We start from the raw sequence: 23,831 nt of genomic DNA on the forward strand, positions 1-23,831 counted from the left end.
AGAAGCCGAGGAGAGCGATCATGACCACCAGCTTTGAAAACCTGAACGCCGGCGACAGCATCGACGGGCCGAAATTCGCGGTGTCACGCGAATCGATCCGGCTGTTCTGCGATGCCTCGCTCGACTACAACCCGCTGCATCTCGACGACGACTACATGAAGGGCAATTTCGGCAAGACCAATTTCGGCGGCATCATCATGCACGGCATGAACAATTTCGGGCTGATTTCCCGAATGATTACCGACTGGGCCTATCCGGCGGGCGCCATCCACCGGAGGCTGGAAACCCGCTGGGTCAAGCCGGTGAAGCCCGGCGACACCATCCAGCCGACGGGGGTCATCAAATCGAAGCAGGTGACCAAGAACTCACGCTGGGTCTTGATCGACGTCATGGTGCGCAACCAGACGGGCGAGAAGGTCGCGACCGGGGAAGCGATGGTCGAGTTTCCGAATTAGAGCGTAATGGGAAGCGAGCCTGAAGGATGGGCCACGGGCGCTTCTTATCCTTCGAGGCGCGCAAAAGAAAGGCCGCCTGCATTGGCGCAAGCGGCCCAAGTCTAGGGAGGAAACGCCCAAGGAGGGCAGCGATAGCGCGAGGGGCGCTAGGTACCCCCTATCTAGGATGATCGCGATCGGGGACTCAATTGGACGTAGGTAAACGTCGGGTATCTCAACAGGTCGCGGAACTATACGAAGGTTTATGGCGCTCGCTCCTAAAGCCGACCACTTCCGCAAGGGGTCAACAGCGCCGTTTTGGAGCGTTCTCCAGCGAAGTGGATCCCGGTTCGCGTCGAGAAAACGCGTCAAATCAAGAATCCAGAGCCCGTTCCGATTCAATCGGAACGGAAAAGGCTCTAGGATGCATTGCACCGGCGCGCCACCTTACAATTCACCGGGCGCCGCCCAGAGCGGCACATGGCCGGCGAGCTTGTCGAGCAGGCGTTCGAACGCCTTGCGCTCCGGCTGCGTCAGGCACGCAAGCATGTTGCGCTCGCGCTCGCGCAGCGCCGGTATGTACTGCGCATAGAGCGCGCGGCCGGCCGGTGTGATGAACAGAATCTGGCGCCGGTTGTCGGTGCTGTCGGCTTCGCGGCGCAACAGCTTTTTCTTCTCGAGCGCGATGATCCCGCGACTGATGTTCGCCTTGAGGTGGCCGGTATACTCGCAGATGTCGCTCGCGGTCACGCCCTCGCGAAAATTCAGGAAGATCAGCGTGACGATCTCGGGGCGCGTCAGGCCGAACTCCATTTCGATCTTCCGGAATGAAGGCTCGCGGTAGAAGTTCAGCACGTAACCCATCTTGTAGGCGATCTTGATCTCGGTGCCGCCGAGGACGTCGGCGATCTCGCCGCCCGCACCCCGACGCGCGGTGCGGGCCGGTGCGGCCTTCGGTCTAGATAGTCTTATATGTGACTTTTTTAGTCTCATCTGTGACTTTCGCCTTGCATCAGAATCGGTGCCACCTTAGCATTGCCGGATAACAAGAAAGATCAATGCGAGCGACAGGGAGGGTGGCATGGACGCCGTGCCGGCCCAGCGAGAATTCATGCTTTCCTCATGGGACAATGCGCCGCCCGCCTTCTACGCGGGAACCGCGGCTCACCCCGTCTATGTCGATCACGTCCGTCCGGCTCAGCGCGCGCCGGGCAAGCCGCCTGTCGTCATGGTGCATGGCGGCGGCCATACCGGCGCCTGCTATCTGGCGACGCCGGACTTTCGGCCGGGCTGGGCGCCGCGCTTCGCCGCCGCGGGCCGCAGCGTCTTCGTGCCCGACTGGCCGGGCCACGGCCGCTCGCCCATGGGGCCGGACTTTGCAAGGCTTGGCACGCAAGACGTCGCAAGCGCGCTGCTCGAACTTCTGGAACGGGTCGGGCCCGCGGTGCTGCTGGTGCATTCAGCCAGCGGACCGATGGCGTGGTGGATCGTGGAGCAGCGCCCCGATCTGGTGTCGGCGGTCGTCGCCATCGCGCCGGGACCGCCCGCGAACCTGCTGGCAGACCTGCCCGACGATCCAGCCGCCATTTTGAAGCTGCGCGACGACGCGCGCGCGGGCTGCCCGGTCTATTCCGGGGAGGAGAGCCCGGTGTGGTTCGGCGCCGAATTCGCCGCCGCCTATTGGGCCAACGCGCCGCGCTTTCCGCGCCAGGCCTTCGAGAACTACCGCCGTTCGATCGTCCCGGAGAGCGCGCGCATCCTCAACGAGCGATTCAACATTGGCGGACGCGGCTTGAGGATCAGCGATCCTTCCAGTCTGAAAGGGCATCGGATTCTGATCGTGACCGGCGATCACGACGCGCGCCATCCCCGCGAAGTGGACGAGGCGACCGCCAGTTATCTCGGCGCGGAGTTCGTATGGCTGCCGGAGCGCGGCATAAGCGGCAACGGTCACATGATGATGATCGAGGACAACAGCGACGACCTCGCCGCGATGGTTCTCGGCTGGCTCGACGCCAACAATTGCTGACGCAAGACCACCAGAAAAAGATCACCAGAAAACGCTTACGGGAAGGAAATCCAAGATGAGGCTGAATGCACTCGGCGTTGCACTCCTGGCCGCATTGCTGCCGGCCGCGGTACAGGCCCAGATCAGCGGCGATGTCGTCAAGCTCGGCGTTCTCACCGATCTTGCCGGCGTGACGGCCGATATCACCGGCAAGGGGTCGGTTGCCGCCGCCGAGATGGCGGTCGAGGAAATCGGCGGCACCGTACTCGGCAAGCCCGTGCAGGTGATCTCGGCGGATCACCAGCACAAGGCCGACATCGGCCTCTCGATCGCGCGACGCTGGTTTGACGTGGAGGGCGTCGATGCGATCGTCGACGTGCCGAACTCGGGTGTCGCGCTCGCGGTGCAGAATGCGGCGCGCGAGAAGAAGCGGATCGCGCTTTATTCCGGCGCCGGCACCACGGCGCTCACCAACGAGCAGTGTTCGCCTTACGGATTCCACTGGACCTACGACACCTACGCGGTGTCGCACGGGACCGCCTCGGCGGTCGTGAAGGCGGGTGGAACGTCCTGGTTTATCCTCGCCTCGGACTATGCATTCGGTCACCAGCTCCAGGCCGATGCGACCAAAGTGATCGAAGCCGCCGGCGGCAAGGTCGTGGGCGCCCTGCGCCATCCGCTCAACACGGCGGATTTTTCCTCCTTTCTGCTTCGCGCGCAGTCCTCTGGCGCGAAGGTCATCGGCATCGCCAACGCGGGCAATGACACCACCAACACGATGAAGCAGGCCGGAGAGTTCGGACTTGTGCAGGGCGGTCAGAACCTCGCCGCGCTGATCTTCTTCCTTCAGGATGTCCATGCCCTCGGCTTGAAGGCGACACAGGGCACGTATCTGACCACCGCCTCCTATTGGGACGCGAATGAAGCGACGCGCAGCTGGTCGAAGGCGTTCATGGCACGGACCGGGATGATGCCCTCGATGCTGCATGCCGGCGTCTACGGTGCGGTTCGCCACTATCTCAAGGCGGTCGCCAAGGCCGGCACCGACGATGCCGATAAGGTCGCCGCGGAGATGCGCAAGATTCCGGTCGAGGACGTCTTCTCGGAGAACGCGCAGATCCGCGACGATGGTCGCGTCACACGCACGATGTATCTGGCGCGGGTAAAGAAGCCTGCGGAATCCCGCTACCCTTGGGACTACCTCGAGATCGTTCGCTCGATTCCGCCCGAGGAGACCGTGTGGCCGCTGTCCGAGAGCAAGTGCGCCCTGGTCAAGAACCCGGCCCGCTGAAGCCTTCACATTCGTCCGCGCGAGGGCCCCATCCTGCTTTGCATGGGGTTGTTTTCGCGATTTTGTGTCCGGGCCCCTAACCCTATTCGTTCGGGACGCCCGTCGACCCGCGCGTCGTCAGCTTGCTCCCGGCAGGCTGCTTTGCCAGATGCGCGCTCGGCGGCACGACGGCGGTGGCAAGGCCCAGCCACGCCAGAAAACGGATGGTGAGCCAGGTATTGTCCATCTCCCACCAGCGATGACCATGGCGCGCCGAGCGCGGGTCGGCGTGATGATTGTTGTGCCAGCCTTCGCCGTTCGAGATCAGGCCGACGATCATGTTGTTGCGGCTGTCCTCATCGGTCTCATAGTTCCGGTAGCCCCAGACATGTGTCACCGAATTGACGGCCCAGGTGATGTGCCAGACCAGCACGGTGCGGACGAAGACGCCGAACAGGAGAATGCTGAGGCCGGTCTGCGTTGCGTCGGCCGGCGTTGCGCCAAACAGCCAGGCCACGGCGAATCCGGCGGCGAAGAACAGCGGCATTTGAATGAGATTGATCCAGATCAGCCAGTTATGGCGTTCCAGCGCGACATAGAAGCGATCGCGCAAAATGTCCTTGGCGTAGCGTTCGTAGATCCCGAGCCGGGACAGCTCCGGCTGATGCACCAGGATCCAGCCGATATGGGCCCAGAAGAAACTTGCCAGCGGGCTGTGCGGGTCCGGCTGCTGGTCGGCGAATTGATGATGCCGGCGGTGGATCGCGACCCAGCGCGCCGGCGTTTCCTGCAAGCAGGACATCGCGATGACCACCATACTGTGCTCCAGCCATTTCGGGCATTTCAGGCCGCGATGGGTGAGCAGCCGGTGGTAGCAAAGGTTGATGCCGAACAGCCCGCACAGATGCGTGCCCACGATCGCGACGATCAGGCCGCTCCAGCTGAAATAGCCCGGCAGCAACGCCAGCAGCGCCAGGGCGTGGTAGGCGCCGATCCCCAGAATGTAGGGCCAGTTGAGCTGATACGGCAGCACGCCGGCCGGCAGCAGCAGCCTGGCGCTTGGGGGCTGGTTAATCGGGGCGTCAGGGGTCAGTACCGCAGTCTTGATGGTCGGCCGGGGAGCGGTCGTCATAAGGAGGTCAGTTCCATTCTGCCGGAAGGCGTCGTCGGTGACGCAAGGGAGCGATTCCTCTTATACGGGTTCGCCCTGGCACCGGGGCCCAAAATCTGGGGCTAATTGACGCTGAATTCTTGAGAAAAATGGCTGGAGAATCAGCTGACTAGCGGCCCCCCGAGGCAGATGGGCCGGATTTCGCGGGGTTGATTGACATTCTCCCCTGCGATGGCTTAGAAACCGCCCCGTCCCGGGCGGTATGGCCGCTGGCGGGAAAAATCTCATTTTGCCACTTTCGGGTAGCGCAGGTTCGGCCTCCATCACGGCCTTTCAACGCATCAGGATTGTCCCATGAAGGTCCGTAACTCGCTGAAATCGTTGCGCGGTCGCCATCGCAACAACCGTCTGGTCCGCCGCAAGGGCCGGGTCTATGTGATCAACAAGGTGCAGCGCCGCTTCAAGGCCCGTCAGGGCTGAGGTCGGCTTTTCGCCCGCGATTCCGTCCCGCTTCACAGGTCTTTGACGACGTGCTGCTTTGCAGCGCGTTTTTGTGCGTCTAGACTTGCCCCATGGCTTTGAGATTCCTGCAACCCCGCACCTGCCGGATCGCGATCCTTGTCGCCGCTGTCATGACAGCCGTGCCGGTGATGGCGTTTGCTCAGAACGATCCCCGGATCATCCCGCCACCCAAGCAACAGAAGAAGCTGCCGGAAGCGCCGAGCAAACTGCCGAAGGTCGGCGCCGATCGGACGCGCGGTCTGGATTTCCTGTTCGGCGCGCTGAAGGCTGCGCCGGATGAGGCCAGCGCCAAGCATGTCGAGGCGCGGATCTGGGCGCTGTGGATGCAGACCCCGAGCGATACCGCGGCGCTGTTGATGGTGCGCGCCAAGGCGGCCATGGACGCGCAGAAGGCCGACGTCGCACTCAAGCTGCTGGACGCCGTGGTCAAGCTGCGACCCGATTATGTCGAGGCCTGGAACCGGCGGGCGACGCTTTACTATCTGAAGAACGATTACGCCCATTCGCTTGAGGACATCCGGCAGGTGCTGGTCCGCGAACCGCGCCATTTCGGGGCGCTGGCCGGGCTCGGCATGATCATGCAGGACCTCGGCGAGGAAAAGCGCGCGCTGGAAGCGTTCCGCAAGGCGCTCGCGGTCAACCCGTACCTCGAAAAGGTGCCGGAACTGGTCAAGACGCTGACCGAAAAGGTCGAGGGCCGCGATATCTGATTCAATCAGAATCGCTGTGCTCCGTTGTGGTTAACCCTGTTTCCGGACAGGCCGGAACGTTTCCCGCCAACGCATTATTATCGGCCGTCAGCTTGTCAGGAGCGAAGCCATGAAATCATTGCTGCTGGCCGGCGCGGTGATGGTCACTGCCGGCACGAGCGCTTTCGGCGCAGACTATTGGGTGGTCGGCGACCGCGCCTCCAACAAATGCGAGATCGTCACCAGCAATCCAGTGATCAACGCGCAGGTTGGCGGAAATATCTGGTTCGGCAGCGGGCCTTATCGATCGCTCGACGATGCCAAACTCGCACGCACGACCCTCAGCGCTTGCCCGAAGGTAGAACAGCCTTCCTCCGATGCGGGGGATGAGGACAAGTCGGACTAAACAAGTCTGACCAAATCAGGCTGAAGCGTTTACAAGCCTAGCATGCCCTCGGACTTGATCCGGGGGTGAATACCGGTTCGCGCAAAATCCTAATGCAGCACGTTGCTGCCGCGCGCCATGCCGTCAAGGCCCGCCGCCGCGTAGAACTGCGCCAACTCCGCTTCCAGCTGTTCATTGACCAGCAGCAGCGCCTTCAGCGCGCCGCGAATGTCGCCGTTGCAGGTCGCAACGATCTGGTCGATGGCCGCTTCGCTTGCGTCGGAAATCATGGGTAGTCCTCCGATTGTACCGTGGAACAATTTGTGGTCTTCGCCTGCGTTCCTGTGGATTTTGGGTACAAGTTTCAGGTGTCGGCCACACCTTGATCAAACACGTCGAGACATGGCGAAAGTGTTAGCGTGACTGTATAAAAAGCCCAGTGACGGCAGTATGACCCCGCTATCCACAGGGCTGGGCGGACTGTGGAGAACTCCCGAAACCCGCACCCATTCCGGCCGTATCTCGTTGGTGCCAAAGATCATTCGGATATTTTCAATGGTGGTAGCGATTGTCGTGGCGGCGCTGGCGATCCTGGCGTTGGTCACGCAGGGTGGGGTGTGGCTGACGCAGCGGGCCCATCCCGCCCAGGGCAGGATGGTCGAGGTTGCCGGCGCGACCCTTCATATTGTCGATATCGGCCCGCGCGATCCGGCCAGCCCTCCGATCGTGATGCTGCATGGCGCCAGTTCAAATCTCGAGGTGATGCGGCAGCCGGTGGGTGAGCGACTTGCGAAGAGCCATCGGGTGATCCTGATCGATCGTCCCGGCCACGGCTGGAGCAAGCGCGCCAATCTTGAGGACTCAACGCCCGAAATTCAGGGACGGATGATCGACGAGGCGCTGGCCAGGCTCGGCATCGGGCGTGCGATCTTCGTGGTGCATTCCTGGGCGGGCGCGCTCGGCGCGCGCATGGCGCTGGATTATCCGGAGCGCGTCGCCAGCATGGTGATGTTGGCACCGGTGGCCTATCCGTGGCCGGGCGGCGTCGGACGCTACAACAAGATCGTCGCGACGCCCGTGATCGGCCCGTTGCTGGCCTATACGATTACGCTGCCGCTGGGCAAACTCCTCATCAGTTCCGGCGTCCGCGGCGTGTTCCTGCCGCAACCGGTCCCGGATGGATATGTCGAAAACACCGCAAGCTCGTTGCTGCTGCGCCCGCGCGAGTTTCTCGCCAATGCGCGCGATCTGGTGACGCTGAAGGCGGCCGTCGCCGAGCAGTCGCCGCGCTATGCCAGTATTAAAGCGCCGATCACGATCATATCAGGCGATATCGACAAGACGGTGTCGACCAACATCCATTCGCTGCCGCTGGCGGCTACTGCGCCCAACGTCAAATTAATCGTGCTGCCCGGGCTCGGCCACATGGTGCAGAACGCGGTGCCTGATCTCGTGATCTCCGAGATCGAAGCGATGACAGGCAGAATGGCGCAGAACACCGCGGCCGCAGCGAACTAAGGCGTTTTTGAGCGAAGCATGCAGCGTTTGTGAGCGAGCATGCCCTGGGAGCTGATCCGGGGGCGGATAGCGGTTCGCGTCAAGAAAACGCGTCAAACCGGAAGCGGGCGCTTCGGCTCTGATTGAATCAGAACCGAAGCTCTGCAATCGCGATATTGGCAGCCGTTACTTGGTCTTGCCGTCCTTGTCGTATTGCACAAGGAACGCCCAGAGGTCGTTGGCCTCTTTCTCGTTCTTGATGCCGGCGAACACCATCTTGGTGCCGGGAATCTTCGCTTTCGGCTCCTTGATGTATTCGAGGAACACATCCTTGCCCCAGGTAATGCCGGAATTCTTGTTGGCCTCCGAATAGGAGTAGCCTGCCGTGGTGCCGGACTTGCGGCCGTCGAGCCCGTTCAGTTCCGGCCCGACCTTGTTCTTGGCGCCTTCGCCGATCGCATGGCAGGCCATGCATTTGTTGAACGAGGATTTGCCGGCGGTGACGTCCTGCGCCAGCGCGCCCGACACGGCCATCAATGAGGTGACAACAACCAGCGTACCCAAGATCGGTGTTTTCATGTGGTGCTCTTCGTCTCTTTCCCTGGAGGTCGATTGCTTTTGGCAGGCTCGTTCCCATTGGACAAGCCACGAAACTTTGACAGGTTCCGGCATCGCAGGCTTGCCCGAGAGCGAACTCACGATTTGGGGAAGGCAATCCGACAGATTGGTGTGGCCTACCCAAATGCGCCCAGACGTGCTTGATTTACCGCGACAAATCGATAACGCGCTAGGCCCTGGAGGAAACGCATGGCCATTATGATGCCGGCTTCCGATCAGGCCGTTCTGGATCGCCGCGACGCCATTGTGGCCGCCTTGCGGGTGATCGTGCCGGGTGAGGGCGTGATCGACAGCGCAGCCGAAATGCTGCCTTACGAGTCCGACGGCCTGATGGCCTATCGGCAGCCGCCGATGGTCGTGGTGTTGCCCGACACGACAGCGCAGGTCTCCAAAGTCCTGAAATATTGCTTCGAGCAGGGCATCAAGGTGGTGCCGCGCGGCTCCGGCACGTCGCTGTCCGGCGGCGCGCTGCCGCTGGCCGATGGCGTGCTGCTGGGCCTTGGCAAATTCAAGCGCATCCGCGAGATCGATTTCGACAACCGCGTGGTGGTGACCGAACCCGGCGTGACCAATCTCGCCATCAGCCAGGCGGTGGCGCATGCCGGTTTCTATTACGCGCCCGATCCCTCGTCGCAGATTGCCTGCTCGATCGGCGGCAATGTCGCGGAAAATTCCGGCGGCGTGCACTGCCTGAAATACGGCATGACCACCAACAATGTGCTGGGCTGCGAAATCGTGCTGATGTCAGGGGAAATCCTCCGCATCGGCGGCAAGTCGGCCGAGAACGCAGGCTACGACCTGATGGGGATCATCACCGGCTCCGAGGGCCTGCTTGGCGTCATCACCGAGATCACGGTGCGGATCCTGCAGAAGCCGGAAACCGCCCGCGCGCTGATGGTCGGCTTCGCCGAGGTCGAGGCCGCCGGCGAATGCGTGGCCCGCATCATCGGCGCCGGCATCATCCCGGGCGGCATGGAGATGATGGACAAGCCGGCGATCCACGCCGCCGAAGCCTTCGTCCATGCCGGCTACCCGCTCGATGTCGAGGCGCTCTTGATCATCGAACTCGATGGTCCCGGCGTCGAAGTCGATGAACTGATCGGCCGCGTCGAGGCCATCGCCAAAGGCTGCGGCTCCACCACGCTGCAGATTTCCACGTCTGAAGCCGAGCGCAACCTGTTCTGGGCCGGCCGCAAGGCGGCGTTTCCGGCCGTGGGCCGGATTTCCCCTGATTATCTCTGCATGGACGGCACCATTCCGCGCGGCGCGCTGCCCAAGGCGCTGGCGCGCATCCGCGACCTCTCGGCCAAATACGATCTGCGCGTCGCCAATGTGTTTCATGCCGGCGACGGCAATCTGCATCCTTTGATCCTCTACGATGCCAACCAGCCCGGCGAGATGGAGCGGGCCGAGGCGTTCGGCGCCGATATCCTGCGCTGCTGCGTCGAACTCGGCGGCGTGCTCACCGGCGAGCACGGCGTCGGCATCGAAAAACGCGACCTGATGCCGGAAATGTTCAGCGAGATCGACCTCAACCAGCAGCAGCGGCTGAAATGCGCGTTCGACGCCCAGGGCCTGCTCAATCCGGGCAAGGTGTTTCCGACCCTGCATCGCTGCGCCGAGCTCGGCCGCGTGCACGTGCATGGCGGCCGGCTGGCATTTCCCGAACTTCCGCGATTTTGAAGAATGAGGCTCACCCATTTTTCGGTCGTCATACCCCGCGCAGGCGGGGTATCCAGTATTCCGCGCCGTCAGTGCATAGCCACGGTGCTTGCGATTACTGGATCGTCCGCCTTCGCGGACGATGACAACAAGAAGCAGATGTTGGCACCGTGGACACTTTGAAAGTACGTGACGCCAAGGATGTCGAGCAGGTGGTGCGGGCGGCGATCGCCAGCGAGCAGCCGCTGGAAATCGTTGGCCATGGTTCCAGACGCCTGGTCGGCCAGCCGATGGCGACCAACGCCGTGCTCGAACTGTCGGCGCTGAACGCGGTCACCGCGTATGAGCCGAATGAGCTGATCATCACGGTGCAGGCGGGCGCGCCGCTTGCCGATGTGCTGTCGCTGGTCGACTCTAAGAACCAGCAATTCGCGTTCGAACCGATGGACACCTCGGCGCTGCTCGGTGTCTCCGGCGCCGGCACCATCGGCGGCATGATCGGCGCAGGCCTTGCCGGCCCGCGCCGCATCAGGGCCGGCGGCGCCCGCGACCACCTTCTGGGGGCGCATGCGGTGTCCGGCTTCGGCGACAGTTTCAAAACCGGCGGGCGGGTGGTGAAGAACGTCACCGGTTACGATCTCTGCAAATTGCTGGCGGGGTCGTGGGGCACGCTGGCGGTCCTGACGGAAGTGACGTTGAAGGTGATGCCGAAACCCGAAAGCGAACGCACGCTGGTGCTGCGCGGGCTCGACGATGTCACCGCCAACCGGGCGATGACGGCGGCATTGGGCTCGCCCTACGACGTGTCGGGTGCGGCGCATCTGCCGAATTCCGCGTTCCGGTCCGCGGCCGGCGCCTTGGCCGGTCTCGGTGCGCCGGGGCAGGCGACGACCCTGCTGCGGCTGGAAGGCATCGAGGCTTCCGCCGCCGACCGCGCCAGCTCGCTCGGCAAGACCCTCGCGCCGTTCGGCGCCGTGGAGGTGCTGCATGACGCTGTGTCGGCGGCGATCTGGAGTTCGATCCGCGATGTCCTGCCGTTTGCGGCCCAAGGCGCGCTGGGGGCGTGGCCGGTGTGGCGGATCGTGTGTCCGCCGGCTTCCGGCGGCGCGCTCGGGCAGCAGCTTTCGCGCGACACCGGCGGCGACGTGATCTACGATTGGGGCGGCGGGCTGATCTGGGCGGCGTTGCCGCCCAGGCCGGACGCGCAGGCGGCCCTGCTGCGTGCGCGCGTCGATGCCGCCGGCGGCCATGCGATGCTGGTCCGGGCGTCCGAACTGGTGCGGCGCAATGTCGACGTGTTCCATCCGCAATCCGGCGGCGTGGCCGCCTTGAGCGAGCGCGTCCGCCTGAGCTTCGATCCCAAGAACATCCTCAACCGGGGCCGCTTGCTGCGGGCGGTCGCGACATGAAAACCGAATTCTCACTCGCTCAACTGGCCGACCCTGACATCGCTGAAGCCGACAAGATCCTGCGCGCCTGCGTGCATTGCGGGTTCTGCACCGCGACCTGTCCGACTTACGTGCTGCTCGGCGACGAACTCGATAGCCCGCGTGGCCGGATCTATCTCATCAAGGAGATGCTGGAGAAGGGCCGCCCGCCGACCAAGGAGGTGGTCAAGCATATCGACCGCTGCCTGTCCTGCCTCGCCTGCATGACGACCTGCCCATCGGGCGTGAACTACATGCACCTGGTCGATCAGGCGCGGGTCAGGATCGAGCGGGATTATTCCAGGCCGCTGGGCGAGCGGGCCTTGCGCGCGGTGCTGGCCTTTGTGCTGCCGCGGCCGCGTCTGTTCCGCGCCAGCATGATCATGGCGCGGCTGGGCCGGCCGTTCGCTGGCCTGTTGCCGACACCGAAGACCGCACCGCCGACACCCACCCTGCTGCGGCGGATCAAGGCGATGCTGGCGCTCGCGCCCGGCAGCCTGCCGGCGCCGGGACCTGCCGCCGGCAGTGTTTTCCCGGCCATTGGCGACAGGCGGGGGCGGGTCGCGCTGCTGCAGGGCTGTGCCCAGCAGGTGCTGGCGCCGCGCATCAACCAGGCCGCCATCAATCTCCTGACGCGCCACGGCATCGAGGTGGTGCTGGTCAGGGACGAGCAATGCTGCGGCGCGCTCACCCATCACCTCGGGCAGGACGGCGACGCACTGGCGCGCGCCCGCGCCAACGTCACGGTCTGGCAAAGCGAAGCGGAACAAGGTGGCCTCGACGCCATCCTGGTGACGGCGTCGGGCTGCGGCACGGTCATCAAGGACTATGGTTTCATGCTGCGCGAGGACCGCGAATTCGCCGGCCCTGCTGCACGAATATCCGCGCTGACAAAGGATATCACCGAGTATCTCGCCGGCATCGATCTGCATCCATCGAGCCAGCAAGGCGACGTCACCATCGCCTATCACTCGGCTTGTTCGCTGCAGCACGGACAGAAAATCACGCACGCGCCGAAAGAATTGCTTTCCAAGAATGGATTCGTGGTGAAAGATGTACCCGAGAGCCATTTGTGTTGCGGTTCGGCGGGGACCTACAACATTCTCCAGCCTGACATTGCGAGCAGATTGCGCGATCGCAAGATCGCCAATATTGCGACAGTCAAACCGGACATGATCGCTGCGGGCAATATTGGGTGCATGGTGCAGATTGCCGGCGGTACGTCAGTTCCTGTGGTGCACACGATTGAGCTTCTCGATTGGGCGACAGGAGGTCCAAAACCTGAATTGAAGGGGCCTGGACTGACAAGGCCGGCATTGAACTAATCGATCGGCCGACTATTCGAGCGCTCGACTGACACGACCAGCGGCAACAGGAGGACCACGATGGCTAAAGCGAAGAAGAGCAAGAAAAGCAAGAAGGCTAAAAAGGCCAAGAAGGCGGTAGCGGCGAAGAAGAAATCCGCGAAGAAGTCGTCGAAGAAGGCCGCCAAGAAGTCGGCAAAGAAATCGGCCAAGAAGGCTTCGAAGAAGAGCGCAAAGAAATCCGCCAAGAAGGCAGCTCCGAAGAAGGCTGCCAAGAAAGCCGCCAAGAAAGCCGTGGCGAAGAGCCCGGCGAAGAAAAAGAAAGCCGCCGCCAAGCCTGCTGCGCCCAAGCCGGCAGCCCCGGTGGCGGCTCCGGCGCCAGAGCCCGAAGCTGCGCCCGCTCCGAGCTGGGCAACGCCGAGTTCGGAGTCATCGACCCCGTCATGGGGCTCCGGCTCGTCCAATGGCGGCGATCAACACTAGGTTGAACGCGGACCGTCAAGGTTGATCTATCGGAAAGCCGCAGCGTCCACCGCTGCGGCTTTTTTTCTTGAGGCCGGCCGGCTGATCAATTTCACCACGGATTTCTACGGAGGCTGTTGATTCGGCCGCAGCTCAGGCAAGCGGGCGGCTGACCCCTTGTTTTGCCGGTTCCAGATGTCGCCCAACGGACACGAAGACCGCCAAACTTGTTGTGGGAATGCAACACCCGCCGACAACATTTTCCGAAACAGACAGAACGCCTAAAAAGGCGGCAGATGATTGTCTTTTTTGCTTCACGCCCATGACGGCAGGTCCCAGATTGCCGTTGAGTTTGGTTGCAGTCGGTTATCGCTCGCCCTGGGGGGCCACCGGAACGGGACTGTTCTAGAAGGTGATGGGGATCGTCATGAAGAAACTGGCTTTGTTAGCAACGGCGCTGGCAATGGTATCGGGTTCGGCTCTCGCGGCAGACTTGCGTGTCAAGGCTGTGAAGGCCCCGCCGCCTGTCGCGTTCGATCCCTGGGATATCGCCTTCGGCGCCGGCATCACCAACGATTACATCTTCCGCGGCATCACCCAGTCCAACCACAAGCCGTCGGTCAACGCCTATTTCGAGCCGCGCTACAACGTCACCAAGGACTTCCAGTTGTACGTCGGCCTGGGTGCTGCGAGCATCTCGTTCCCCAACCGTGCAGCCGCTGAAGTCGACGCCTACGGCGGTGCCCGCCTGACGGTCGGCGCCTTTGCCTTCGATGTCGGCGCCTGGGGCTACATCTATCCGGGTGGAACCTGCCAATACGGTGGCGGCGCTGTCGCCGATTTCGCCGGCGTCCCGCTCAGCGCTGAATGCCAGGCTAACACCCTGCTCAATCTCAACGTGCTCAAGAAGGACGTCAGCTTCTTCGAGGTCTACGGCAAGGTGAACTACACCTTCAACGACAACTTCTCGCTGGGCGGCACTGCCTACTATACGCCGAGCTTCCTCAACAGCGGCGCCGAAGGCACCTATGCTTCGATCGTCGGCAAGGTGATCGCGCCGAGCGCCTGGTTCGGCACCAGCGGCCTCGGCATGTACGTGTCGGGTGAGTTCGGCCGCCAGTGGCTGGGCACGTCGGACTCGTTCTACGGGACCGCAGTATTCCCGAATGGCATCAACTACGCCGACTACAACACCTGGAATATCGGCATCGGCTTCACCTACAAGGTGTTCACGCTGGACTTCCGTTACTCCGACACCAACCTGTCGAAGGGCGATTGCAACGCTTTCACCAGCGACTTCACCGCTCGCGGCGAAATCAACGCCTTTACCGGAACCAACGTCACTGCGATCAATCCGTCCGGCGTGGGTTCGAACTGGTGCGGCGCAGCCGGCATCGTCAAGCTCTCGGCTGACCTGACCGCGCTGACCAACCTGAAGTAATATCTTCTTCGCGAAGATTTGGGGGCGGCAGAGCAATCTGCCGCCCCCTTTGCTTTTGGGGCGGCTCCGATGAAATGGGATTGGCGGCGCACCGCGGGCGCGACCTCCCGCAACGATCACCGCAATGTTCTGGCGGGGATGGTCGCGGGCCTCGGCGGCGCGCTCGCGATCGGTGCCATGGAGTGGTTCTCGGTCGTCGCGCAATATCCGCTGGCGGTCATTCCGTTCGCGACCTCGATCGTGCTGGTGATCGGATCGCCGGACGCGGAGCCGGCGCAGCCGCGCGCGCTGATCGGCGGCCATGTCGTCAGCGCCCTGGTCGGCCTCGCCGTGCTGAAGTTGCTGGGCCCGCATGCCTGGGCCGCGGCCGCCGCGGTCGGCCTGTCCATTCTGGCGATGTATGTGACCGGTACTTTTCATCCGCCGGCGGGGATCAATCCGCTGCTGGTGGTTTCCGGCAATCTGCCCTGGACTTTTTTGTTCGTGCCGGTGCTGGCGGGCGCGGCGCTTCTGGCCGCGTTCGCACTGGTCTGGCATCGCTGGGTCCGCCGCCAGCCCTGGCCGCGGCGCTGGCTGTAGTCCGGGACGGCTATCAGGCTTGCGCCGGCTGGGCGCTGACCGCTTCCCGCAACGTGAACTGGTCGCCGGTGCGGACCATGGCGACGTGGCGCTGGTGGAAGGCCTCGAGCGTCGAGCGGTGGCCGATCGAGACGATGGTGGTTTGCGGCAGTTTCGAGCCAAGCAAATTGTACAGCGCGGCTTCCGAGGGTTCGTCGAGCGAGGCCGTCGCCTCGTCGAGGAACAGATATTGCGGCGCGTGCAACAGCGCGCGCGCCAGCCCGAGGCGCTGCTGCTCGCCAAGCGAGAGCATCCGGTTCCAGTGCGATTCCTCCTCCAGCCGCCCGGCAAGCTTGGGCAGGCCGACCAGGGTAAGCGCTTCCCTGACCCGATCGGCGCTGAAGGTTTCGTTTGCGCCGGGATAGGCGATCGCCCCATGCAGCGATCCGATCGGAAAGTAAGGCCGCTGCGGCAGCATCATGACAGACGCGCCGGCGGGGATCGCGATCGAGCCGCTGCCGAACGGCCAGATGCCGGCGATGGCCCGGAACAGGGTCGATTTGCCGGAGCCCGACGGGCCGGTGAGCAGCGTACGCTCGCCGCCGCGAAGGCTTAACGCATCGGCCGAGACCAGCGGCGTGCCGTTGGGCAGACGCAGCGTGAGCTCGCGCAGGTCGATCGCTGTGCCGCCCTGGGATGCGACGACGTCGATCGATTCGCTCGATTTCTCCAGCGCCCTGGCGCTCGCGATGGCCGCTTCAAACCCGTCGAGACGGGCGACGATGGCGCGCCAGTCGGCCAGCGTGCGGTAGATCGTGACGAAGATCGACAGCGCCGACTGCACGCTGCCGAACGCGGACGCGGTCTGGGTCAGGCCGCCAAGCTGGACCTTCTTTTCGAAGAAGGCCGGCGCCACCAGGATGTATGGAAAGATCACCGCGGCCTGCGAATAGCTCGCGGTGAACGTGGTCAGCCGCTTGGTCCGGCTCATGATGCCGTACCAGTTTTCGATCACATGGTGGAAACGCGCCCAAAGCCCCAGGCGCTCCGCGCGCTCGCCTTGCAACAGCGCGATCTGCTCGGAGTTCTCCCGTGCCCGAACCAGATTGAAGCGGAAGTCGGCCTCGAATTGCTGCTGCTTGAAATCAAGCCGCACCAAAGGTGAGCCGATCCATTGCGTCAGCGCCGTGCCGAGGACGGCATAGATCAGCGCGCCCCAGACCAGGTAGCCCGGGATGGCGTACTCCTTGCCGAACAGGTGCAAGGGGGCGGCCGCCGACAGCCCCCACAGGATGATGACGAAGGAAAGCAGCGTCACCACCGAGTTCAACAGGCTCAGCCCGATATCCAGCGTCCGCTCGACGAACAGCCTGACGTCATCGGCAATGCGCTGGTCCGGATTGTCGGCCGCGTCGCCCTGCAATTGCATGCGGTAGTGATTGGCGCCGTGCATCCATTCGCCGAGATAGTGCCGGGTCAGCCAGCGCCGCCAGCGAATCTGCAGCCATTGATTGAGGTAGAGCTGGTAGACGGCAAGCACGACGGCGCAGCTCGCCAGCACGCAAAAGACGCCGATCTCCCTGACGAAGACGTCCCAATTGTATTCCTGCAGCGCGTTGAAGAAGCGATTCTGCCACTGGTTCACGAGGACATCGATCGCGACCAGCGCCAGTTGGATCATGATCACGGCAGCGAGCAGCGCGCGGCCGGCCCATTTGTCCTCGGAACGGAAATAGGGAGCGGCGATCCGCCATACGGTCGCGAGCGTCGAGCGGATGCTGTTCACAGATTGTCGTCTCCGGGAGGTGGCCTTAAAGGCCTGAAAGAACGGAAGAATCAGGGTTTTTGGACTAAAGTAGCAGATTTCGTAGCCTGCGGCGGCTTGTCGCAGCTACCGGGTTGACCCTAGCATGGCTGCCACGGCGAGGGGCGGGGGACCTCTGGACTTCGCGAGGTTGTGAGCGGGTTTCGGCGAACTGCCGAACCAGCAGTCGATCTCGCGGATGAGAGCAACGTTTCCGCAGGCGCCAGGCACACCAGACCGTCCACGCGGCCGGGTGCCCAATAATAAACCGGGGAGAATCCGAACATGTGGGATCAAGTCTATAATCCGCTGGGCAACGCGACATTGTCGACGCTTGCCGCCGCCGTGCCGGTGGTCACATTGCTGGTGCTGATCGCCAGCGGCAAGGTCAAGGCGCACATCGCGGCCATCACTGCGTTGATCGTCGCCAACATCGTCACCATTGCCATCTACCACATGCCCGCGGGCATGTCGGTCCGGGCATCGCTGCTCGGCGTGGTGGTCGGCTTCTTCCCGATTGGCTGGATCGTCCTCAATGTCATTTTCCTCTACCGCATTACGGTCGAGACCGGCCGCTTCGAATTGTTGAAGCGCGCCATCGGCGGGGTCACCAACGACCGTCGCCTGCAATTGCTCCTGATCGCGTTCGCCTTCGGTGCATTTTTCGAGGGCGCGTCCGGTTTCGGCACGCCGGTTGCGATCACAGGCGCGGTTCTGATCGGGCTCGGCTTCTCGCCGCTGGCGGCCTCCGGCCTGTCGCTGATCGCCAACACCGCACCGGTTGCCTATGGCGCGCTGGGCACGCCGATCCAGGGGCTGGCCTCGGTCACCGGTCTCGATCCCTACTCGGCGCGATGGTCGGCCGGCAATTGCCGCTGTTCTCGCTGATCGTGCCGTTCTGGGTGGTGTGGGCCTTTGCCGGCTGGAAAGGCATGAAGGACGTGTGGCCGGCGATTCTGGTCACCGGCGTCTCGTTCGCGATCCCGCAATTCGTGATCTCGAACTACATCAACCCCTGGATCGTCGACATCGGCGCTTCGCTGATTTCGATGGGATGCCTGATCCTGTTCCTGAAAGTGTGGCAGCCCAGGGAGCTTTGGTTGTCGCCCGCCTTGCGCGGTAGGGATGAATCGGCCGCGACCATGACGACGCCGAAGCCGATGGACAAGACGCCGCTCACGCAAAGCGAATTGTGGAGCGCGCTGCTGCCGTGGATCATCGTCTGCGTGGTGATGCTGATCTGGGGCAATGGCGGGTTCAAGAGCTGGGCGAACGCCAGCTTCGTCTGGAAGTATCAGGTCCCCGAACTGCACAATTTGATCAACAAGGTGCCCCCGGTCGCCGCCAGGCCGACACCGGAAGCCGCGCTGTTCGACTTCACCTATCTGTCGTTCACCGGCACCGGCATGCTGATCGCCGCGATCATTTCCGGTTTCCTGATGAGTTTCTCGCCGGCGAAGATGATTGCGGAATACGGCCGCACCATCAAATTGTGTGCGATCTCGCTGATCACGATCTCGGCGATGCTGGCGATCGGCACGCTGACGCGGCTGTCCGGCGTCGATGCCACGCTCGGCCTGGCCTTCGCTGCAACCGGCGTGCTCTATCCCTTCTTCGGCACCTTGCTCGGCTGGCTCGGCGTGGCGCTGACGGGATCGGACACCGCCTCCAATGTGCTGTTCGGCAATCTGCAGAAGATCACGTCCGAGCAGCTGGGCCTGTCGCCGATCCTGATGGCCGCCGCCAATTCCTCCGGCGGCGTCATGGGCAAGATGATCGACGCGCAATCGATCGTCGTCGCCTCGACGGCGACCAATTGGTACGGCCACGAAGGCTCGATCCTTCGTTATGTATTTCTGCATTCGATCGTGCTGGCATGTCTGGTCGGCGGGCTGGTGACACTGCAGGCTTACGTCTATCCGTTCACGTTGATGGTCCTGCAGTAGGGTGCAACTGAACGTACGGAGATGTCGTCCCGGCGAAAGTGGGGGATCCAGTACGCCGCGGCCTGTCCACGTCATTGCGAGCGCAGCGAAGCAATCCATCGCGCGGCAATCGAAGTAAGAATGGATTGCTTCGTCGCAAACGCTCCTCGCAATGACGCGGAAACAGTTTCGCATTCTCGCGACGCGATGCGCCCGAGCTTTGCTGGAAATCTTCGCCCCCAAAATAAGAGGGCGCAGGGAAGACCGGGTGCGCGCTGCACCCGCGGTCCCGTGTGCGGTTAGCACAAAACAAAATGCACACGAGCATACAGGGCAGCGGAGAACACCCGGCCTTCCCTGCGCAATGGCTTTACGGCTTATGCCGCGCTCTCCCCGGAGACGAGTTCTTGGTTGACTCCGTCGCCGCCGTTTCCGCTCACGCTTCTCCGACAGCTTGACGCCGGCAACGGGCGCCAGGACCACACGGTTTTGCCGTACGCCTAATCCACGCCGTCGTCAGACGTGAACAAGCGTCCACCGCATCCCGCCGCGCGTTCGTGACGTGCGCACGCCCCTCTTGTCGGGCGGGACGCGACAATTCAAACCGCTGATTTGCCCGACGAGGGAAGCGGAATTTTGCCCGTCGGGTTAATTTGTCGCAGCCACTCTCGCTACGTCGTCATTGCCTGCAACAAACGCAACGCGTTTGTGCAAGGGAGCGACAGCGACGAAGCAATCCATGCCTCCGCAAGTGGTGCCATGGATTGCTTCGCGGAGCCTGTCATCCGGCGGCGCTACGCGCCGACCGGGTGGCTCGCAATGACGAAGCTGGATTGTCATTTTCGTCAGCCGATCCACTGTGTGCGCCAGCTCACATTCAGTCGATGACGCGTGCTGTAGTCACAAATGGCCGAAGCAAATCCTTCCCTAGGCTTCGCGCAGGATGCAGTTGTAGCTCAGCTGGTTAGAGCGCCTGTCTGTGGAACAGGAGGTCGGTGGTTCGAACCCACCCAACTGTACCAGCCTTTCAAGGCGGTCAAATCAGCTTCCATCACAACGTCCATTTGCCTGGTTCTCCATCGAGCCGAACCGACTATTTGCCGAACCCGAGTTTCACTGCGGCCGACGTCGCAAGTGAGCAGCAAGGAATTGCGCCATGTCGCGGCGCTGGTTGCGACCTTCAATAGTGCTGGCGATCGTCTTTCCCTTCATCGCCGAGCGGACACCTGAACAACTGTTCAGAAATTTTCCATGAACGATGTGAATGACGCGCGCGTCAAACAGCCATGCACACGATTCGACACATCGACACGATCGACGACGAAGCAATTTCGACGCGCGTCATTGTGGCGCACGCCGAGATGAATGCGCAGTTCGTGTCTGATTTGCCTTGCGAATTCGCTTGCAGGTCCACGCTTCAAGAAGAGGCGAGTGCACCAACGTGTTTCAGCTCACGTTCAGCCGCCGGCAACGATCATAGGGTTCGAACTATGGAGCAGATCCCCTGCTACCAGAACCCAAGGAGCTACCATGTCGTTTCGTAAAGCAATCCTCTCTGCAGTCGCTGCAACCGTCATCCTGGTCGCCGGCGTCTCCGCAAGCAGCGCGGGGCATTGGCATCACCATCACGGCCATCACCATCACGGCCACCATCATCATGGCCATCACCATCATGGTCATCATCATCACTGGCGTTGGGGCTGGCACCACGGCCATCATCATCATGGCCATCACCATCACCACCACGGCCATCACCACCACCACGGTCACCACCACCACTAACGAGAAAAAGCCGGCCGACGCCGTCGGCCGGCTTACCGCCTGGGCTTGATCGCCATCGCATCTGGAGAATGACAATGAAGAAGTTTCTAATGGTTGCTGCGCTCCTGTCCTCGTCCGCTTGTGCCTGGGCGCACGATCACCAGGGCACGAATGGCGGCAGGGTCGAGGATGCCGGCTCGTATCATGTCGAGCTGGTTTCGAAATCCGAAAAGGTCGATCTCTACATCAGCGATGCAAACCAGAAGCCGATCGCGGCAACCGGGTTCAAGGCCATTGGCATCTTTGTCGTGAACGGCAAAGCCCAGCGCATTGCGATGGAACCTGCCGGAAGCGCGCGGCTTTCCGGAACCGCCAGCGATGCGTTGACGGCGCAGCCGAAGGGGGTGGTGCAACTGACCTCACCCGATGGCAAAACCGTGCAAGCCAAATTCAACTGAGGCTGCGGAGCGCGTCCTGAACGGATGCGGACCGTAATAGTATTCAGTTTCGAGCGCGAATATACACCCTGTCCGGACCAGCGGCCCCGTTCATCAAAGCCTCGTGAACCGTTGCTGGCCTGAAGACGACAGAAAGATGCAAGACGACCGAAAGACAAATGGCCCGCAGCAGGCGTTAGCCATCTTTAACCTGACCTATGCAGTGCCGAGAGCCCTGTGATATTGTGAGCATGATGAACGCGAACCCAAAGCTTTGGCAGTTTGTTTGTGCGGTGATCGTCCTGATCGCCGTTCAATTTGCGCCTGCCTTGGCCCGCGCCCATGCCGACCAGGCCCACCGCCTGCAGGGACATGTCCACGTTCATCATCATGCGGTGCCTCACGGCGTCCATGCGCCGGTGGCGCACCACCTCACCAAGGCTGCGTTCACCAAGGACGTCTTTGCAGAGGCTGACTTTACCAAGGCCTCCCTTGCCGAGACTATCGGATCTATCCCGCACCAGCTTATCCTGACCGCAGGTCGACCGCCGGGCGCAGCGCCGATCGATGCGGACGGATGCGTGGACGGTTGTTGCGGGGCGGGCATGGGGTGCTGCGGCGGGGCCGCTTTGGTTGCAGCCGCGCAATGTTTGCCTCCCGCGGTTCATTCGCACCGTCTTGACGTTACCGGTGCCGTGCTTGCTTCGGGCATAGAGCCCGCAAGCCTGCGTAAACCGCCCCGATCGCTCACCTGAGCAACGATGTCGCGGCGGCACGACGTGCCGGCCGCGCGAGCGAGAACACGCTTCTTCTCAGGTGAGTTATTCAGATGTCCTTTTTGTTCCGTGCCGCGCGGTGCGTGGCGGCTATGTTATTCCTGCTCATGGCAGGCCCGGTGCTGGCACACGAAGGCCACGATCATGGCGCGCCCGTTCCGGCGCCGAGCGCCAGTCTCGCGCCGCGTGCCGAGAGCGACTCGGACGCGCATGAACTGGTTGCGATTGCGCGCGAAGGCGTGCTCGTCATCTATCTCGACCGGTTCGCAACCAACGAGCCGGTGGATGGCGCCGAAATCGAAATCGAAACGCCCGCCGGGCCGCAGAAAGCCGAAGCCAGGCCGGGCGAGCCCTATCGCCTCGACGCGCCCTGGTCCGGCAAGCCGGGTGCCTACGACCTGATCTTCACGGTCGCGAAAGACGGCAATGTGGATGTGTTGCCCGCCCGGCTGGTGATTCCGGATGCTCCGGGGGCCAAGGCCGGACCGACTTCGTGGTTCTCGACCTCCGCCATCGCGGGTGAGGTCGGCTATCACTTCAATCATGACGGCCCGGCGCTGTTCATCGCCATCCTGGCCGGGCTTGCTGCCGGCATCGGCGTCATGGCGCTGGTCCGGCGGCGTCGCAGAGCGGCGGCGATGGTTCTCCTCGTCGCCGGCGCGTTCGTCCTGTCCAACAACCCATCCCGCTCCCATGACGGCCATGATCACACAGCTCCGGCGGCAGCGATGCAGTCGGTTCGCGACCTCGCGCAGCGCCTGCCTGACGGAGGCGTGTTCGTACCCAAGAGCACGCAACACATTCTCGCCCTTCGTACCGTGATGACCGAATCCCGCGCGCACCCGCGCGCCATCGAGCTGCCGGGCCGGATCATTCCCGATCCAAACGCCAGCGGCTTCGTGCAGGCTTCGGTGGGCGGCCGCCTCTCAGCCCCGCCCGGCGGTTTTCCAAGGCTGGGGACGCCGGTCAAGAAAGGCGACGTGCTCGCTTATGTCGACCCGCCGCTGCAGGCCATCGATGTGTCGGATATGCGCCAGCGCCAGGGCGAACTCGACCAGCAAATTTCCATCGTGGAGCGCCGGCTCGCCCGGTATGAAACGCTGGTGCCGAGCGGCGCCATTGCCCGTTCCCAGCTCGAAGACACAAGGTCGGAGCTGCAGGGATTGAAAGACCGCCGCGGATCGCTCGACCGGGCGCGACGTGAGCCCGAAGCGCTGGTGGCTCCGGTCGACGGTGTGATTGCCGAGGGCACGCCGGTAGCCGGACAGATCGCCCAGTCCAATGCCGTGATCTTCCACATCATCGATCCGACCCGTCTGTGGGTCGAAGCCCGCAGCTTCGACCCGCTGGCGGGCGTTCGCAGCGCGACCGCCAACCTCGGGACCGATCGCATCTTCACGCTGGTCTATCAGGGCTCCGGCTTTGCGGACCGCAATCAATCCATTCCGGTTCAGTTCGCGATTCAGGGCGACCATTCCGGCCTTCGCGCCGGGCAGTTCGTCACGGTCCTGGCCACCACCAATGAGGAAAAGGTCGGCCTTGCGGTGCCGCGGGCCAGTCTGGTGCGCAACGCCAACGGCCAGGAGGTGGTTTACGAGCACGTCGCGCCCGAGCGCTTCGAACAGCGCCCGGTACGGGTGGAGCCACTCGACGGCGACCGCGTGTTCATTGCCACCGGCCTCGCCGGAGGCAAGCGTCTTGTCGTGCAGGGCGCCGAACTCCTTGACCAAGTGCGCTGAG

General features: G+C 62.9%; 22 protein-coding genes, 1 tRNA gene and 1 pseudogene. 18 read left to right on the plus strand and 6 right to left on the minus strand.

Translation table 11 applies throughout. The features are described from left to right. Positions 1-20 precede the first annotated feature (20 nt). Positions 21-455, plus strand: a complete 435-nt coding sequence (locus tag JQ629_RS02240) for a MaoC family dehydratase (RefSeq protein ID WP_212410866.1) — start codon at positions 21-23, stop codon at positions 453-455. A gap of 426 nt (positions 456-881) precedes the next feature. Here JQ629_RS02240 and JQ629_RS02245 read toward each other — a convergent pair whose 3' ends face one another. Further along, on the minus strand, positions 882-1,427 hold the full coding sequence (locus JQ629_RS02245) for a MarR family winged helix-turn-helix transcriptional regulator (RefSeq protein WP_249134766.1): 546 nt from the start codon (positions 1,425-1,427) through the stop codon (positions 882-884). A gap of 88 nt (positions 1,428-1,515) precedes the next feature. Here JQ629_RS02245 and JQ629_RS02250 point away from each other — a divergent pair, with 88 nt between their 5' ends. Further along, positions 1,516-2,463, plus strand: coding sequence for an alpha/beta fold hydrolase (locus tag JQ629_RS02250; RefSeq protein WP_212410868.1), 948 nt, complete (start codon positions 1,516-1,518; stop codon positions 2,461-2,463). A 55-nt stretch (positions 2,464-2,518) separates the two neighbouring features. Further along, positions 2,519-3,733 (plus strand): ABC transporter substrate-binding protein, encoded by a 1,215-nt coding sequence (locus JQ629_RS02255; RefSeq protein WP_212410871.1) that lies wholly within the window; start codon positions 2,519-2,521, stop codon positions 3,731-3,733. Positions 3,734-3,815: 82 nt separating this feature from the next. Here JQ629_RS02255 and JQ629_RS02260 read toward each other — a convergent pair whose 3' ends face one another. Next, a complete protein-coding gene (locus JQ629_RS02260; RefSeq protein ID WP_212410873.1) occupies positions 3,816-4,844 on the minus strand; it encodes an acyl-CoA desaturase in 1,029 nt (342 codons plus the stop codon). Between the two features lie 333 nt (positions 4,845-5,177). On the opposite strand from JQ629_RS02260, the gene ykgO reads away from it, so the two are divergent. The 3 genes from ykgO to JQ629_RS02275 all read left to right on the plus strand — a co-directional run bounded on the left by ykgO (position 5,178) and on the right by JQ629_RS02275 (position 6,440). After that, on the plus strand, positions 5,178-5,303 hold the full coding sequence (gene ykgO / locus JQ629_RS02265) for a type B 50S ribosomal protein L36 (protein ID WP_002718645.1): 126 nt from the start codon (positions 5,178-5,180) through the stop codon (positions 5,301-5,303). Positions 5,304-5,395: 92 nt separating this feature from the next. Next, the gene (locus JQ629_RS02270; protein ID WP_212262910.1) at positions 5,396-6,055 is read left to right on the plus strand and encodes a tetratricopeptide repeat protein; all 660 of its coding nucleotides are present in this window, start codon (positions 5,396-5,398) and stop codon (positions 6,053-6,055) included. Positions 6,056-6,164: 109 nt separating this feature from the next. Beyond that, a complete protein-coding gene (locus tag JQ629_RS02275) occupies positions 6,165-6,440 on the plus strand; it encodes a hypothetical protein (RefSeq protein WP_212389136.1) in 276 nt (91 codons plus the stop codon). 89 nt (positions 6,441-6,529) lie between these two features. Here JQ629_RS02275 and JQ629_RS02280 read toward each other — a convergent pair whose 3' ends face one another. Beyond that, complete coding sequence (locus tag JQ629_RS02280) at positions 6,530-6,709, minus strand: hypothetical protein (protein ID WP_212389135.1); 180 nt, start codon at positions 6,707-6,709, stop codon at positions 6,530-6,532. A 265-nt stretch (positions 6,710-6,974) separates the two neighbouring features. On the opposite strand from JQ629_RS02280, the gene JQ629_RS02285 reads away from it, so the two are divergent. Next, positions 6,975-7,937 carry an alpha/beta fold hydrolase gene (locus JQ629_RS02285; protein ID WP_212410875.1) on the plus strand — a complete coding sequence of 321 codons (963 nt, stop codon included), beginning with the start codon at positions 6,975-6,977 and terminating at the stop codon, positions 7,935-7,937. Between the two features lie 165 nt (positions 7,938-8,102). On the opposite strand, the gene JQ629_RS02290 is transcribed toward JQ629_RS02285, so the two are convergent. Then, a complete protein-coding gene (locus tag JQ629_RS02290) occupies positions 8,103-8,495 on the minus strand; it encodes a c-type cytochrome (protein ID WP_192738960.1) in 393 nt (130 codons plus the stop codon). Positions 8,496-8,723: 228 nt separating this feature from the next. Here JQ629_RS02290 and JQ629_RS02295 point away from each other — a divergent pair, with 228 nt between their 5' ends. The 3 genes from JQ629_RS02295 (at position 8,724) to glcF (ending at position 12,948) form a co-directional block, all read left to right on the plus strand. Then, positions 8,724-10,217, plus strand: coding sequence for an FAD-linked oxidase C-terminal domain-containing protein (locus tag JQ629_RS02295; protein ID WP_212410877.1), 1,494 nt, complete (start codon positions 8,724-8,726; stop codon positions 10,215-10,217). 149 nt (positions 10,218-10,366) lie between these two features. Then, the gene (locus JQ629_RS02300; RefSeq protein ID WP_212410879.1) at positions 10,367-11,605 is read left to right on the plus strand and encodes an FAD-binding protein; all 1,239 of its coding nucleotides are present in this window, start codon (positions 10,367-10,369) and stop codon (positions 11,603-11,605) included. Then, positions 11,602-12,948, plus strand: coding sequence for a glycolate oxidase subunit GlcF (gene glcF, locus JQ629_RS02305; RefSeq protein WP_212410881.1), 1,347 nt, complete (start codon positions 11,602-11,604; stop codon positions 12,946-12,948). The genes JQ629_RS02300 and glcF overlap by 4 nt, the downstream gene beginning before the upstream one ends. Here the strand turns inward: glcF and JQ629_RS02310 are convergent. Further along, positions 12,945-13,391, minus strand: coding sequence for a hypothetical protein (locus tag JQ629_RS02310; protein ID WP_212410883.1), 447 nt, complete (start codon positions 13,389-13,391; stop codon positions 12,945-12,947). The genes glcF and JQ629_RS02310 overlap by 4 nt on opposite strands. Before the next feature lie 425 nt (positions 13,392-13,816). Between JQ629_RS02310 and JQ629_RS02315 the strand changes: the two genes are divergently transcribed. Further along, entirely contained in the window at positions 13,817-14,830 is a 1,014-nt protein-coding gene (locus JQ629_RS02315; protein ID WP_212410885.1) for a TorF family putative porin, read from the plus strand. A gap of 69 nt (positions 14,831-14,899) precedes the next feature. Then, the gene (locus tag JQ629_RS02320) at positions 14,900-15,409 is read left to right on the plus strand and encodes an HPP family protein (RefSeq protein ID WP_212410886.1); all 510 of its coding nucleotides are present in this window, start codon (positions 14,900-14,902) and stop codon (positions 15,407-15,409) included. A gap of 13 nt (positions 15,410-15,422) precedes the next feature. Here the strand turns inward: JQ629_RS02320 and JQ629_RS02325 are convergent, their stop codons facing one another. Beyond that, the gene (locus JQ629_RS02325; protein WP_212410887.1) at positions 15,423-17,174 is read right to left on the minus strand and encodes an ABC transporter ATP-binding protein/permease; all 1,752 of its coding nucleotides are present in this window, start codon (positions 17,172-17,174) and stop codon (positions 15,423-15,425) included. 303 nt (positions 17,175-17,477) lie between these two features. Between JQ629_RS02325 and JQ629_RS02330 the strand changes: the two are divergent. From JQ629_RS02330 to JQ629_RS02355, 6 genes and pseudogenes are all read left to right on the plus strand, one after another. Next, positions 17,478-19,138, plus strand: a pseudogene (locus tag JQ629_RS02330) (L-lactate permease). A 924-nt stretch (positions 19,139-20,062) separates the two neighbouring features. Further along, positions 20,063-20,139, plus strand: a tRNA-His gene (locus JQ629_RS02335). A gap of 635 nt (positions 20,140-20,774) precedes the next feature. Further along, positions 20,775-20,948, plus strand: a complete 174-nt coding sequence (locus tag JQ629_RS02340; protein WP_212410888.1) for a hypothetical protein — start codon at positions 20,775-20,777, stop codon at positions 20,946-20,948. Positions 20,949-20,973: 25 nt separating this feature from the next. Continuing rightward, on the plus strand, positions 20,974-21,336 hold the full coding sequence (locus JQ629_RS02345; protein ID WP_349631201.1) for a hypothetical protein: 363 nt from the start codon (positions 20,974-20,976) through the stop codon (positions 21,334-21,336). 230 nt (positions 21,337-21,566) lie between these two features. Continuing rightward, a complete protein-coding gene (locus JQ629_RS02350) occupies positions 21,567-22,070 on the plus strand; it encodes a hypothetical protein (protein WP_212410890.1) in 504 nt (167 codons plus the stop codon). 74 nt (positions 22,071-22,144) lie between these two features. Beyond that, the gene (locus JQ629_RS02355) at positions 22,145-23,830 is read left to right on the plus strand and encodes an efflux RND transporter periplasmic adaptor subunit (protein WP_212410891.1); all 1,686 of its coding nucleotides are present in this window, start codon (positions 22,145-22,147) and stop codon (positions 23,828-23,830) included. The last annotated feature ends 1 nt before the right edge of the window (position 23,831 follow it).

Origin of the sequence: Bradyrhizobium sp. AUGA SZCCT0222 (genome assembly GCF_018130205.1) — a bacterium.
Lineage (GTDB): Bacteria > Pseudomonadota > Alphaproteobacteria > Rhizobiales > Xanthobacteraceae > Bradyrhizobium.

What these genes read in the sequence shown, in the direction of transcription:
- JQ629_RS02245 (WP_249134766.1), bottom strand. Translation starts at nt 1,427, where the DNA reads ATGAGACTAAAAAAGTCACATATAAGACTATCTAGACCGAAGGCCGCA.
- JQ629_RS02315 (WP_212410885.1), top strand. Translation starts at nt 13,817, where the DNA reads ATGAAGAAACTGGCTTTGTTAGCAACGGCGCTGGCAATGGTATCGGGT.
- JQ629_RS02240 (WP_212410866.1), top strand. Translation starts at nt 21, where the DNA reads ATGACCACCAGCTTTGAAAACCTGAACGCCGGCGACAGCATCGACGGG.
- JQ629_RS02345 (WP_349631201.1), top strand. Translation starts at nt 20,974, where the DNA reads ATGAAGAAGTTTCTAATGGTTGCTGCGCTCCTGTCCTCGTCCGCTTGT.
- JQ629_RS02340 (WP_212410888.1), top strand. Translation starts at nt 20,775, where the DNA reads ATGGCCATCACCATCATGGTCATCATCATCACTGGCGTTGGGGCTGGC.
- JQ629_RS02275 (WP_212389136.1), top strand. Translation starts at nt 6,165, where the DNA reads ATGAAATCATTGCTGCTGGCCGGCGCGGTGATGGTCACTGCCGGCACG.
- ykgO (WP_002718645.1), top strand. Translation starts at nt 5,178, where the DNA reads ATGAAGGTCCGTAACTCGCTGAAATCGTTGCGCGGTCGCCATCGCAAC.
- JQ629_RS02250 (WP_212410868.1), top strand. Translation starts at nt 1,516, where the DNA reads ATGGACGCCGTGCCGGCCCAGCGAGAATTCATGCTTTCCTCATGGGAC.
- JQ629_RS02270 (WP_212262910.1), top strand. Translation starts at nt 5,396, where the DNA reads ATGGCTTTGAGATTCCTGCAACCCCGCACCTGCCGGATCGCGATCCTT.
- JQ629_RS02280 (WP_212389135.1), bottom strand. Translation starts at nt 6,709, where the DNA reads ATGATTTCCGACGCAAGCGAAGCGGCCATCGACCAGATCGTTGCGACC.
- JQ629_RS02255 (WP_212410871.1), top strand. Translation starts at nt 2,519, where the DNA reads ATGAGGCTGAATGCACTCGGCGTTGCACTCCTGGCCGCATTGCTGCCG.
- JQ629_RS02355 (WP_212410891.1), top strand. Translation starts at nt 22,145, where the DNA reads ATGTCCTTTTTGTTCCGTGCCGCGCGGTGCGTGGCGGCTATGTTATTC.
- JQ629_RS02285 (WP_212410875.1), top strand. Translation starts at nt 6,975, where the DNA reads ATGGTGGTAGCGATTGTCGTGGCGGCGCTGGCGATCCTGGCGTTGGTC.
- JQ629_RS02350 (WP_212410890.1), top strand. Translation starts at nt 21,567, where the DNA reads ATGATGAACGCGAACCCAAAGCTTTGGCAGTTTGTTTGTGCGGTGATC.
- JQ629_RS02260 (WP_212410873.1), bottom strand. Translation starts at nt 4,844, where the DNA reads ATGACGACCGCTCCCCGGCCGACCATCAAGACTGCGGTACTGACCCCT.
- JQ629_RS02290 (WP_192738960.1), bottom strand. Translation starts at nt 8,495, where the DNA reads ATGAAAACACCGATCTTGGGTACGCTGGTTGTTGTCACCTCATTGATG.
- JQ629_RS02320 (WP_212410886.1), top strand. Translation starts at nt 14,900, where the DNA reads ATGAAATGGGATTGGCGGCGCACCGCGGGCGCGACCTCCCGCAACGAT.
- JQ629_RS02295 (WP_212410877.1), top strand. Translation starts at nt 8,724, where the DNA reads ATGGCCATTATGATGCCGGCTTCCGATCAGGCCGTTCTGGATCGCCGC.
- glcF (WP_212410881.1), top strand. Translation starts at nt 11,602, where the DNA reads ATGAAAACCGAATTCTCACTCGCTCAACTGGCCGACCCTGACATCGCT.